At 68.2% G+C, this 13,640-nt stretch carries 5 protein-coding genes; 2 read left to right on the forward strand and 3 right to left on the reverse strand.

The genetic code is table 11. The annotated features are described in order from the left end of the window. Window positions 1-30: 30 nt before the first annotated feature. Together CDN38_RS00650 and CDN38_RS00655 are read left to right on the forward strand one after the other, a co-directional pair. On the forward strand, window positions 31-1,797 hold the full coding sequence (locus CDN38_RS00650) for an ABC-F family ATP-binding cassette domain-containing protein (protein ID WP_099319299.1): 1,767 nt from the start codon (window positions 31-33) through the stop codon (window positions 1,795-1,797). A 14-nt stretch (window positions 1,798-1,811) separates the two neighbouring features. Continuing rightward, window positions 1,812-3,074, forward strand: a complete 1,263-nt coding sequence (locus CDN38_RS00655) for a cytochrome P450 (protein WP_099319300.1) — start codon at window positions 1,812-1,814, stop codon at window positions 3,072-3,074. Here CDN38_RS00655 and CDN38_RS00660 read toward each other — a convergent pair. The 3 genes from CDN38_RS00660 to CDN38_RS00670 all read right to left on the reverse strand — a co-directional run bounded on the left by CDN38_RS00660 (window position 3,057) and on the right by CDN38_RS00670 (window position 13,635). Continuing rightward, window positions 3,057-4,118 carry a type III polyketide synthase gene (locus tag CDN38_RS00660; RefSeq protein WP_075510810.1) on the reverse strand — a complete coding sequence of 354 codons (1,062 nt, stop codon included), beginning with the start codon at window positions 4,116-4,118 and terminating at the stop codon, window positions 3,057-3,059. The genes CDN38_RS00655 and CDN38_RS00660 overlap by 18 nt on opposite strands. Before the next feature lie 161 nt (window positions 4,119-4,279). Then, the gene (locus tag CDN38_RS00665; RefSeq protein WP_075510809.1) at window positions 4,280-7,324 is read right to left on the reverse strand and encodes a type I polyketide synthase; all 3,045 of its coding nucleotides are present in this window, start codon (window positions 7,322-7,324) and stop codon (window positions 4,280-4,282) included. Next, a complete protein-coding gene (locus CDN38_RS00670; protein ID WP_075510808.1) occupies window positions 7,321-13,635 on the reverse strand; it encodes a type I polyketide synthase in 6,315 nt (2,104 codons plus the stop codon). Before CDN38_RS00670 ends, CDN38_RS00665 begins: the two co-directional genes overlap by 4 nt. Window positions 13,636-13,640 lie beyond the last annotated feature (5 nt).

Genomic DNA, 13,640 nt, shown 5'->3' on the forward strand with positions numbered 1-13,640 from the left:
TCGAGGATGCGTGCCGGTAGCGTCGGCCCGGTGGCGCACCTGCTCGGAGCCGAGGCCGTGCACCTGGCATATCCGGCCCAGGTGGTGTTCGAATCGGTCACGCTCGGCGTCAACGACGGCGCACGCATCGGCATCGTCGGGCGAAACGGGGACGGCAAATCCAGCCTGCTGGGCCTGCTCACCGGCCAGGTACCGCCGGACTCCGGACGGGTCACCCGGCGCAGCGGTTTGCGCGTCGGCGCGCTGAGCCAGGCCGACACCCTAGACCCCGCTCACACCGTCGGCTGGACGCTGGTCGGCGACCAACCCGAACACCACTGGGCCGGCGACCCGCGCGTGCGCGACGTGGTCGCCGGACTGGTATCCGACATCGACTGGCGTGCAAAGGTTTCCACCCTCAGCGGCGGCCAGCGGCGCCGTGTGCAGCTGGCCCGGCTGCTGATCGGCGGCTGGGAGGTGATCGCCCTCGACGAGCCCACCAACCACCTCGACATCGAAGGCATCACCTGGCTGGCCGGCCACCTCCAACAACGCTGGGCCCGCAACGGCGGCGGGCTGCTGCTGGTCACCCACGACCGGTGGTTTCTCGACGAGGTCGCCACCACCACCTGGGAAGTCCACGACGGCGTCGTCGAACCCTTCGAAGGCGGATACGCGGCCTACGTGCTGCAACGCGTCGAACGTGACCGCATCGCCGCCGCGGCCGAGGCCAAGCGACAGAACCTGATGCGCAAGGAGCTGGCCTGGCTGCGGCGCGGTCCCCCGGCGCGAACCTCCAAACCCAAGTTCCGCATCGAGGCCGCCAATCAGCTGATCGCCGACGTGCCGCCGCTGCGCAACACCGTCGAGCTGGCCAAGCTGGCCACCGCCCGGCTGGGCAAGGACGTTATTGACCTGCTCGACGTGTCGGTCTGCTTCGACGGCCGCCCGGTGCTGCGCGACATCGAATGGCGGATCGGCCCGGGCGAACGCACCGGAATCGTCGGAGCCAACGGCGCCGGGAAATCCACTCTGCTGGGCTTGATCGCCGGCACCATCGAGCCCGACTCCGGCCGGGTCAAACGCGGCAAGACCGTCCGGCTGGCGGTGCTCGACCAGCAAGGTGACGCGCTGACCCCGTTCGCCGCGGACCGCATTGCCGACGTGCTGAGCGGGTTGCGCGGCGGCTACGAGGTCGACGGGCGCGAGGTGACCCCGGCCCAGCTGCTGGAACGTCTCGGCTTCGGCCGGGGTCAGCTGTCGGCGCGGGTCTGCGAGCTTTCCGGCGGTCAGCGGCGCCGGTTGCAGCTCATGCTGACGCTGTTATCCGAACCCAATGTGCTGCTGCTCGACGAGCCCACCAACGACGTGGATACCGACATGCTGACGGCCACCGAGGATCTGCTGGACTCGTGGGCGGGCACCTTGATCGTCGTCTCCCACGATCGCTATCTGCTGGAACGGGTCACCGATCAGCAGTATGCGATTCTGGACGGCCGGCTGCGGCATCTGCCCGGCGGCATCGAGGAATACCTGCGCCTGGCTACCAAACCGTCACCGACGCCGTCCGCCAAACCGGCTGAGCCCCAGGAGATCTCGGGCGCACAGCGCCGTGCCGCGGAGAAGGAGCTGGCCGCCGCCGAGCGCCAGCTTGCCCGCCTGGCCGACCGGATTGCCGCCAAGCACACCGACCTCGCCGAACACGACCAGGCCGACCACATCGGCCTGGCGCGGTTGACCCGGGAATTGCGCGCCCTCGAAGACGAGGTTGGTGTGACGGAGGAGCGCTGGCTAGAGATCTCCGAGGTGCTGGAGTGAACGCCTACCGGACGGTGCCATACCTGCCCGGGGAAGCGCTGCTGGCGCTCTATCGGCACCGCGGCGCGGTGGTCGACGCCGGCGTCGGGCGCCATGGCTTCGTGTATCTGTTGGGCGCCGAGGCCAACAAGTTCGTGTTCGCCAACGCCGACGCGTTCAGTTGGCGTGAGACGTTCGAGAGCCTGGTTCCCGTCGACGGGCCTACCGCGCTGATCGTCAGCGACGGCGAAGATCACCGGCGCCGCCGCAGCGTGGTGGCGCCCGGGCTGCGCCACCGGCAGGTTCAGGACTATGTGCAGACCATGGTCTCGACCGTCGACGCCGTCATCGACACCTGGCGCCCGGGACAGCGGCTCGACCTCTACCAGGAGTTCCGTTCGGCAGTAAGGCGCAGCACCGCCGAAAGTCTGTTCGGCCCGCGGCTGGCCGCCCATTCCGACTTCCTCGGCGAGCAGTTGCAGCCGCTGCTCGACCTGACCCACCGGCCGCCGCAGCTGATTCGGCTGCAGCGACGGCTGAACTCAGCGGGCTGGCGACGCGCGATGGCGGCCCGGCGCCGTATCGACGACCTGGTCGACGCGGTGATCGCCGACGCGCGCGCCCAGCCCGGGCCCGACGACCGCATGTTGACCACGCTGATCGACATGTTGAGCGACAACGAGATTCGCGATGAGATCGTCTCCCTCATCACTGCCGGCTACGAGACCACCAGCGGGGCGCTGGCCTGGGCGGCCCATACGTTGCTCACGCTGCCGGGTGCCTGGGAGACCGCGGCCCACGAGGTTGCTCGCGTGCTCGGCGGCAATCCGCCTGCCGCCTCGGACATCGGGTCGCTGACTTATCTCAATGGCGTTGTGCAGGAAACACTTCGGCTGTACTCCCCCGGAGTGATCTCGGCCCGCCGAGTGATGCGTGACCTGATGTTCGACGGTCACCGGATCCGGTCGGGGCGGTTGCTGATCTTCAGTGCGTACGTCACCCATCGGCTGCCCGAAATATGGCCCGCACCAACGGAGTTCCGCCCGCGGCGGTGGGACCCCGACTCCCCGGACTACCGCAAGCCCGCGCCACACGAGTTCATCCCGTTCAGCGGCGGGCTGCACCGATGCGTCGGGGCGGTCATGGCTACCACCGAGATGACGGTGATGCTGGCTCGACTGGTCGCCCGGACGACGCTGCGCCTGCCTGCTCAGCGGATCCGCGCGGCCAACTTCGCCGCGCTGTCCCCAAAACCGGGACTGACCGTCGAAATCGAGGGCTCAGTACCAGCGCAGTAGTACCAGCTCCGCGCAGAATCCCGGCCCCATGGCCAGCATCAGTCCCGGACTTCCGCTCGGCGGCCGTTTGGCGATGGTGTCGCGCAGGATGTGCAGCACCGACGCCGACGAGAGGTTGCCGATTTCGCCGAGGGAACGCCAGGTCAGCTCGAGTGCGTCGGGAGCCAGTTCGAGGCTGTTGGTGATTGCGTCGATCACCTTGGGACCGCCCGGATGGCTCACCCACGCGCCGACGCCGTCCTTGGACAATCCATGCGCGGCGAGGAAACCGGTGACGTCGCCCGGTAGGTAGTGCTCGATCAGGTTGGGGAGCTCGGGAGACAGGCGCAGCTGCAGACCATGAGAACCCACGTCCCAACCCATGATGTGCAGCGATTCGGGGTAGAGCCGGCTGCGGGAGTCGACGATGGTGGGCCCGCCGGTGCGCAGCTGCTCGGCGCGGCGGTCGCCGACGGCGACCACGGCGGCGGCGCCGTCCCCGAACAGCGCGGTCCCGATAAGTCCCGACACGGTCGGCTTGACCGCGGGGTAGGTGAGCGAACAGAGCTCGACCGCGATCAGCACGGCGACGTCGTCGGGTGCGCCGCGCAGGTAGTCGTGTAGCCGGGCCACTCCGGCCGCACCGGCCACACACCCCAGACCGAACAGCGGCACCCTGCGCACGTCCGGGCGCAGGCCGAGCCGGCCGGCGACCCGGGCGTCCAGCGCCGGCACCGCGACACCGGTCACCGTCGTAGTGACGATCATGTCGATGTCCTGCGGCTCCAGCCCGGCCTCATGCAGCGCACCCATGAGCGCCTCGACCGCCAAGTCGACGGCCTTGTCGATAAAGATCTCGTTCGCGTCGCCGAAGTCGGTCAGCCCCGGGTACTGCTCCAGCGGAAGCACGAATTGGCGGCTGTTCACCCGGGCTGCGGCGTGCAAGCGCCGGACGATATCTTCGTGTTCCTTTAGACCGGGAAATTCGACGAACGAATCGGTGATCTGACTCTGGCTATAGCGGTACGGCGGCAATGCACCGCACACGCCTGCAACAACGCTCATGGCCCCCTGCCCTTACTTGCTCACCTGCCGGCCAGCCCACCCGAAGGGAATACAAATTTTAGGCCGCTTCGGGCGGTCTCGCAAAGGCACGCGTATTCAACACATGTCGTATTCGAGCCCGGCCGGTGTTGCCGTAATCTGGCGCGCCCAGCCGGATTTCATCATTGGGCGTTGGCGTCGTCGGATGGCTCGAGAGCCATCGCGACCAGGGCCTCGGGGCTCAGCGAGTCGATGACGTCCTCGGTGACGGCTGATTCACGCACCGCATTTCCGCTCTGGCCGGCCAACACCAAGAGTTTGCCCAGTAATCCGGTTCGTCGAAGCTCGCGCAGTGGAATATTTCTCAACAGCGGCCAGACCTGCTCGTCGCTGGATTCCTCCGGATGGCTCGATGACAGTCGTTGACCCAGGTGACGGGCGACTGCTGTGGGAGTGGGATAGTCGAATATCAGCGTGCGCGACAACGTCAAACCGGTGGCTGAGGCCAAGCGGTTACGCAGCTCGATCCCCGTCATCGACTCGAACCCGAGGTCCTCAAAAGCGCCCTCGGCGTCGATGTCGCGGCTGTTCGGGTGACCCAACACCGCGGCCGCGTGTCGGCACACCAAATCGAGCAGCTGACAGTGCCGTTCCGCCGGATCGAGTTCGTTCCAGCGGTGCCACAGCGCGGACGTGCCGGCGTGTTCGCTGTCGTGACGCGCTGCCTCGCTGAGCCAAAATCGTTGCCGCGCGAAGCCATAGCTGGGCAGTTCGACTGGCCGCGCGTCCAGGCCGGCAAATGCCCTGGGCCAATCTATGCTCATGCCTTCGGTGAACAGCTGACCCATTGCGGTGAACAGGGATTCGGCTTCGGGGTGATCCTTGGCCAATAACGCCGGAGAGGTTGTCAACCCGGCGCCGGGACCTATCTCGAGAAATGTTGTGGCGCCTAAAGACTCGGCCAATGAGATACCTTCGGCCAACCGGACCGGTTTGCGCACATGCTCAACCCAGTACGCTGCCGATCCATAGTCCGCGCCGGCCAACCGGCCAGTGACATTGGACACCAACGCGATCCGTGGCCGACTCACGGCCAGCCCCGCCAAGGCCGCAGCGAATTCCGAGAGCATCGGCTCCATCAGCGCCGAATGAAACGCGTGCGACACCGCCAACCGGCGCACCCGCCGGCCCGTGCCCGCCAGCCGGTCCGCCACCGCATGCACCGCAGCCTCGGGACCGGAAATCACCACCGAATCCGGCGCATTGACCGCCGCTATCTCAACTCCCGACGCCAGCAGCGGCGCCACCTCGTCTGCGGAAGCGGCCACCGCCACCATCGCGCCACCGGCCGGCAATCCCGCCATCAGCCGAGCGCGGACCGCAACCACCCGCGCGGCGTCGGCCAGCGACAACACCCCGGCCACGTGGGCCGCCGCGATCTCGCCCACCGAATGCCCCAGCACGATGTCGGGCACCACACCCAGGTCCGCAAGCAGCGCCGCCAACGCCACCTCCACGGCGAACAACGCCGGTTGCGCGAACTCGGTGTTTTGCAGCGCCGCCGCATCGGTGCCCCACAGCACCCGCCGCAGCGGCAGCCTCAGGTGTTCATCCAGCGCCTCGGCGGCCGCATCGAAAGCCTTGCTGAACACCGGGAACCGCTCGCACAGTCCGCGGCCCATTCCCAGGTATTGCACCCCTTGGCCGGGGAACACGAATGCGGCCTTGCCGACCCGCCGTGTCTGGCCGACCGCCACACCGGCGCCCGGTTCGCCGGCGGCAAGGCCGGCAAGCCCGCTCACAAGCTGCGCCCGGCCGGTGCCCACCACCACTGCCCGGTGCTCGAACACCGACCGCGTGGACGTCAGCGACCAGCCCACATCCACCGCATCCAGATCGGGGCGCTCGTCCATCCGGGCCAGCAATCGCTGCACCTGGTTGGCGAGCGCTGGCGCCGTCCGGGCCGACACCACCCACGGTATGCTTGCCGGCGTGTCAGCACGTTGTACGGCAACACTTTCGGTGAGCGGGGCCTGCTGGAGCAGCAGGTGGGCGTTGGTGCCGCCCATTCCGAACGACGACACCCCGGCGCGCCGGGGCCGCCCCCGGTCCGGCCATCGCGTCGGCGTGGTATTGACGTGCAGCCCAAGGCTTTCCACATCGACAGCGGAGCTTGCGCCGACATAGTTGAGGCTCGGCGGAATCGACTCGTTTTCGATGGCCAACACCGTCTTGATCAGGCCCGCTATCCCCGCGGCCGCCCCGGCGTGGCCGATGTTCGTCTTCACCGAGCCAACCCTGACCGGATCATGGCGGCGCTGCGCGAATATCTGGCCCAGCGCCGCGGCCTCGGCCGGGTCGCCGACTCTGGTCCCGGTACCGTGCGCCTCGACGTAGTCGACCCCGGCGCAGTCCACGCCAGCCTGGGCCAGCGCACGCCGGATCACGTCGGCTTCTGCCGACGTCGAGGGTGCGGTCAGGCCGGCGGAGCTGTGTCCGGCGTTGCCCACGGCGCTACCCACAATGACTGCGCGGATACGGTTTCCGTCAGCCAGGGCCGCGCGCAGCGGCTTCAGCAGAACCAGGCCACCGCCTTCCCCGCGAACGTAGCCGTCGGCGCGGGCGTCGAACGCGTAGGTATGGCCGGAGGTCGACACGGCACCGAACTCGTGCTCGAGCAGGGCGGTTTCGGTTGCCACATTGAGATGTACGCCGCCGGCAATCGCCTGCTCGGAGGTTCCGGCACGCAGGCTCTCACAGGCGAGGTGCACCGCCACCAGCGACGACGATTGACCGCAGTCGACAGTCATGCTGGGACCGTGCAGGGCGAAAGCATACGAGATCCTGTTGGCGATCATCGCCCTACTGACGCCGGCAAAAGAGTAGTGGTCGACGTTTTCGGCGGCGTCGCGCAGCGTCAAGAACGAATAGTCGTCGTTCATGGCGCCGAGGTACACCGAGACCTGCTGCGCCCGAACCGTTTCCGGCACGATGAAGGCATCTTCGAGCAGCTCCCAGGTCAGTTCCAGTGCCAGTCGTTGCCGCGGGTCCATCGCGGCGGCCTCGCGAGGCGAGATGTCGAAGAACTGCGCGTCGAAATCGGCGCTACCGGCCAAGGGTCCGGGGGCTTCGCGGCCGTCACGCAGCAGTTGCCAGAATTCGCCGGGGCCGGCACCCGCGGGAAACCGGCATGCCAGTCCGATGATCGCGATGTCGCTCGGGTTCACGGGCCCAGTTCCTCGTCGAGAATGGCGAACAGTTCGCTTTCGCTGGCGGTGGTGATGTCGGCGTCGTGGCTGACGATCGCGGCGCTGGGCGTGGCCAGGCCGGCCAGCATGGCGCGCAGCCGGTCGGACACCTGGTCCTTCTCTTCGGAGGTCCAGTCGGGCCGGTTGACCAGGGTATCGAGTTCGCGCGCAACGTCGTCGAAGCGGGCCAGCCGGTCAGGTTGCTTGGCGGCGAGCTCGGGGACGGCGGAATCGAGTTGCTGGGCAAGGTGTTCGGCCAGCGCGGCCGGGGTCGGGTAATCGAAGATCAGCGTGGGCGACAGGGTCATCCCGGTTGCGGCCTTGATGCGGTTGCGCAGTTCCACGGCGGTCAGCGAGTCGAACCCGAGATCCTGGAAGGGCTTATGGGCATCGATGTCGGCGGCGCTGGAATGTCCGAGAACGGTCGCGGCGTCGGTGATGACCGCGTCGACGAGTTCGCGGTGGCGTTGCTCGGGGCTCAGCGATTGCAGACGCGAAATCAGGCCCGGCATCGACGCGGCGCTGCCGGTGCCGATGACACGTCGCGACGGGCGGGTGACCAATTCGCGCCACAGCGGGAGCATCTCGGCATTGGCGGTCATCACGGCGGTATTGAGCTGGGCGGCGACGACGACCGGGCGGTCGGTGAGCAGCGCGGCGTCCAGTAGTTGCAGCGCGTGCTCGGTCGTCAGCCGATCCAGCCCGGCCTGCTTCATCCGGGCGAAATCTCGTTCCCCCAGGTGCCGCGTCATGGTGCTGGGCTGTTCCCACAATCCCCAGGCAACCGATAGTCCGGCCAACCCGTGTTCGCGCCGATAGGCGGCCAACCCGTCCAGGAACGCGTTGGCTGCCGCATAACTGCCCTGCCCCGGAGCTCCCGCGATCCCGGCCATCGACGAAAACATCACGAACGCCGCCAGGTCCACATCCTGAGTCAGCTGGTGCAGGTTCCAGGCCCCGTCGACCTTGGCCCGCAACACCGCCTCGACCCGGCTCGGTGTCAGCGACGTTATCACCGCGTCGTCAAGCACTCCGGCAGCGTGGAATATCCCCTTGAGCGGAAATTGCTTTGGCAACCCCGCCAGCACTGCTTTGACCGCATCTCGATCGGCCACATCGCAGACAGTCACCGAAACCTGAGCTCCACCCTGCTGCAGTTGAGCCACCAAGTCCGCAACGCCAGGGGCGTGCTCGCCGGTGCGGCTGACCAACACCACGTGCCCGACGCCGTAGCGGTCCACCAGATGCCGCGCCACCGCCGCCCCGGCCATTCCGGTGCCGCCGGTGATCACCACGCTGCCCCCATGGAGAACCGACCGCGCCGCGGGCCCTTGGGGGATGGTCAGCACCACCTTGCCGACATGCCGGGCCTGGCTGACATACCGATATGCCTGCTGAGCGCAGCGGACGTCAAAGGCCCTGACCGGCAATGGTTTCAAGGTACCGTTGGACAGTAACCCGAGCACCTGGGAAAGCATCTGCGCGATGAGATCAGGGCCGGCCTCCATCAAGTCGAATGCCCGATAGCGCACTCCCCGATACTGTTCGGTCACGGCCCGGGGGTCACGCAGGTCGGTCTTGCCCATCTCGATGAAACACCCGCCTGGCGCCAGCAGCCGCAACGACGCATCGATGAACTCCCCCGCCAGCGAGTTGAGCACCACGTCGACCCCGCCGCCGCCGGTGGCCTTGCGGAACTTCTCCTCGAAGTCGAGCGTCCGGGAATCGGCGATATGATCGTCGTCAAAGCCCATGGCCCGCAAGGTATCCCATTTGCCGACACTTGCGGTGGCGAAGACTTCCGCACCCCAATACCGCGCCAATGCCACCGCCGCCATGCCCACACCGCCGGTCGCGGCATGCACCAGGACCTGCTGGCCGGCTCGCACCCCACCCAACACCGACAACCCGTACCACGCGGTCAGGAACGCCACCGGCACGCCCGCGGCCGCAACCAGCGACCAGCCCGCCGGAACCGCGGTGACCAACCGCTCGTCCACCACCGCTTCGGAGCTCACCACCCCCAGTAAGCCCATCACCGGGTCACCGACGGACAGCCCCGTGACCCCCGGGCCGGCCTCGACCACCACCCCGGCGCCCTCGGCGCCCAGCTCGCCACCGCCCGGGTACATCCCCAAGGCCACCAATACATCCCGGAAGTTCACCCCTACCGCGCCCACGGCAACCCGCACCTGGCGGGCCGCCAGGTCTATCCGCGGACACGGCCGCACCGCCACCTCCTCCAACGTTCCGCCGCCGCCAACACCCAACCGCCACAACCGATCCGGCAACGTCAATCCCGAACTCACGACCGCCAACCGGGCGCCGTACACCGCGCCGGAACGCACCGCCAACTGCGGCTCACCGGCACCGACGACCGCGTCGGCGGCCACGGAGCCGTCCGAATCCACCAGCACCACCCGGCCCGGATACTCCGCCTGGGCCGACCGCACCAGCCCCCACACCGCCGCACCCGCCAGGTCGCGGACGCCCTCACCGCCCAGGCCCACCGCGCCGCACGTCAACACCACCAGGACTTCGCGACGATCGTCGGCCAACCAGCGCTGCAGCGTCTCCAGCGCCGCAACCACGCGTTCGGCGACACCACCGGCACTCGCATCGGACTCCCACACGACCACTCCGGAGTCGGCGCCGCCGGGCCCCAACGTAATCGGCGACCATGCCAGTTCGAGCAACCGGTCACCGGCCACACCACCGGCAGCCAATGCCGCCGCCGACAACGCGTCACCCGACACCGGACGAATCGCCAACTCGCGCACCGACAACACCGGCAGGCCCGCCGAATCGGTCAGCGCCACCGACACCGAACCGGCGTCTGCCGGTGTGATCCGCACCCGGACCCGTGACGCACCAGCCGCCTGCAACGACACCCCCTGCCAGGAGAACGGCAGCGACAACTGGTCGGCAGCCGCGGCGAATCCCCACGCATGCAGCGCGGCATCCAGCACAGCCGGGTGGATACCAAACCCCGCCACCTTGACGTCCTCGTAAGCCGCCACCTCCGCATAGATTTCCCGCCCCCGCCGCCACACTGCCCGCAGGCCGCGAAACGCCGGCCCGTAACCATAACCGCGTTGCGCCAACCGCTCGTAGACATCGGTCATATCCACGGCGGACGCACCCACCGGCGGCCACACCGACAAGTCCGCTCCGTGACCGGGACCGCCGGCCCGTAGTACCCCGTCCGCATGTAGCACCCACGAATCGCCTGCTGCCCGAGTCGAATACACCGATACCGTCCGGCTCTCCGCCGCGTCGGCGGCGCCGACCACGACCTGTATCCGCGTCGCTTCGCCCGCCGGCAATGCCAGCGGCGCCAGTAAGGTCAGCTCCTGCACCACCGGACAGCCGACCTCGTCACCGGCGCGCAACGCCAACTCCACGAATCCGGCCCCCGGAAACAGGGTCACGCCGCCCACGACGTGATCGGCCAACCACCCCTGCAGTTCGGGTGACAGCATTCCCGTCAACACCACGCCACCGACGTCGGGGCGTTCCACCACCGCCCCCAGCAGCGGATGACCAAGCCCCCGCAGGCCGACACCGCTCAGTTTGGTCTGGTCGACTCCCAGATCTTTCAACCAAAACCGGCGCCGCATGAAGGCATAGGTGGGCAACTCGACTCGCCGGGCGCCCAGGCCGGTGAACACCGTGCGCCAGTCCACCGACATACCCTGAGTGAACAATTCGCCCAGCCCCGTGAGCAGGGATTGGGCTTCGGGCCGGTCCTTGACCAACAGCGGCGGCGACGCCGTCAACCCGGCCCGGGGGCCCACCTCCACGAATGTCACCGCACCCAACGACTCGATCAGCGCCACACTGTCGGCGAACCGCACCGGCTTGCGCACATGCTCGACCCAATACGACGCCGCCCCGTACCCCGAGCCGGCCAATTGCCCGGTCACGTTGGACACCAACCCGATCTGCGGCAGATCCGCCGTCAGATCGGCCAGAACCGCGGCGAACTCCGGCAACATCGGCTGCATCAATGCCGAATGAAACGCGTGCGACACCGCCAACCGATGCACTCGGCGCCCCAGCGGCGCCAACCGATCGACGACGACCTCCACAGCGGCCGCGGGACCCGAAACCACCACTGAATCAGCTGCATTGACCGCCGCGATCTCGACGCCGGGTGCCAGCAGCGGCGCCACCTCGTCTTCGGAAGCGGCCACCGCCACCATGGCCCCACCGGCCGGCAACCCGGCCATCAACCGGCCGCGCGCCACCACCACGCGGGCGGCATCGGACAGTGACAACACCCCGGCCACCTGGGCCGCGGCGATCTCGCCCACCGAATGACCCAGCACCACGTCCGGCACCACACCCACGTCCGCCAGCAGCGCCGCCAACGCCACCTCCACGGCGAACAACGCCGGTTGGGCGAACTCGGTACTTTCCAGCAGCGCGTCATCGATGCCCCACAGCACCTGCCGCAACGGCAATCTCAGGTGCTGATCCAGCGCGTCGGCGACGGCGTCAAATGCTTTGGCGTATAACGGGAACCGCTCATACAACCCGCGGCCCATACCCAGATACTGCGCCCCTTGTCCCGGGAAGATGAACACGGTTTTGCCGGTCGGCCGGGCACGGCCGGCCACCACCGCAGCACCCGGCTCACCGGCGGCCAGACCGGCCAAACCCTGCAACAACTGCGCCCGGTCGGTGCCCACCACCACCGCGCGATACTCGAACACCGACCGGGTGGACACCAACGACCACCCCACATCCACCGTTGCCAACGCCGGACGCTGATCCACCCACGCCCACAACCGCCGCGCCTGATTGGCCAACGCCGGCCCCGAACGTGCCGACACCACCCACGGCACCACCCCGGTAACGCGCTCAGCCGCAACACCGTCCGCGGCACCATCCAAGGAGGGCGCCTGCTCGAGAATCACATGCGCATTGGTGCCACTGATCCCAAACGACGACACCGCGGCCCTTCTAACCCGGCCCTGCGGCCGGCCCAGCACCGGCTCAGCCGGCCAGGGCCGCGACTCGGTCAACAACGACACCGCCCCCGCCGACCAATCCACATGCGGCGTCGGCACATCCACATGCAACGTCTTGGGCAACACCGCGTGCTGCATCGCCAACACCATCTTCATCACCCCGGCCACCCCCGCCGCCGCCGACGTATGACCGATGTTGGATTTGATCGACCCCAACCACAGGGGTTCACTACCACGCTGCCCATAGGTGGCCACAATCGCCTGCGCCTCAATCGGATCCCCCAGCATGGTCCCGGTCCCATGCCCCTCCACCACATCCACATCGGCCACCCCCAGCCGCGCGCTGGCCAACGCCGCCCGAATCACCCGCTGCTGCGCCGGCCCATTCGGCGCCGTCAGTCCGTTGGAGGCGCCATCCTGATTGACCGCCGAACCCCGCACCAACGCCAACACCGGATGCCCCCACCGCCGCGCATCGGCGAGCCGCTCCACCACCAACACCCCGGCACCCTCCGACCATGCGGTGCCGTCGGCGGCCCCCGCATACGCCTTGCACCGGCCGTCGGGCGCCAGCGCCCGCTGCCGACTGAACTCCACGAACGCCGCCGGGGTGGCCATCACCGTCACCCCACCCACCAGCGCCAGATCACACTCGCGCGACCGCAACGACTGCACCGCCAAATGCAACGCCACCAACGACGACGAACACGCCGTATCCACCGACACCGCCGGGCCCTCCAAACCCAGCACATACGCCACCCGACCCGACGCCACACTCAACGTCGAACCCGTCAGGCCGTACCCTTCCAGCTCACCCTTGACCTCGCCGCCGTAACCGGCATGAATGACGCCGACGAACACGCCGGTCGCCGAGCCGCGCAGAGTAGACGGGTCAATCCCGGTGCGTTCCAAGGCTTCCCAGGACACCTCCAGCAGCAGCCGCTGCTGCGGATCCATCGCCAACGCCTCGTTCGGCCCGATACCGAAGAACCCGGCGTCGAAGTCACCCGCGTCGGCGAGGAATCCACCCCGCCGTGTGTAGGTTTTCCCGGGCGCGTCCGGATCCGGATCGAACATCCCCTCGATGTCCCAGCCGCGGTCGGGAGGGAATTCCGAGATGGCGTCGCGCCCCTCAATCAGCATCTGCCACAACGACTCCGGCGAGTCGACGCCGCCCGGGTACCGGCAGCCCATCCCCACGATCGCCACCGGCTCCGACAGCCGGTCCTCCAATTCGGCAAGTCGGCGCCGGGCGCGCCGCAGATCGGCGGTGAGCCGTTTGAGGTAATCAACATGCTTGGCAGTGCCCGTCAAAGTCG

The sequence above is a fragment of the Mycobacterium ostraviense genome, assembly GCF_002705925.1.
Lineage (GTDB): Bacteria > Actinomycetota > Actinomycetes > Mycobacteriales > Mycobacteriaceae > Mycobacterium > Mycobacterium ostraviense.

What these genes read in the sequence shown, in the direction of transcription:
- CDN38_RS00660 (WP_075510810.1), bottom strand. Translation starts at nt 4,118, where the DNA reads ATGAGCGTTGTTGCAGGCGTGTGCGGTGCATTGCCGCCGTACCGCTAT.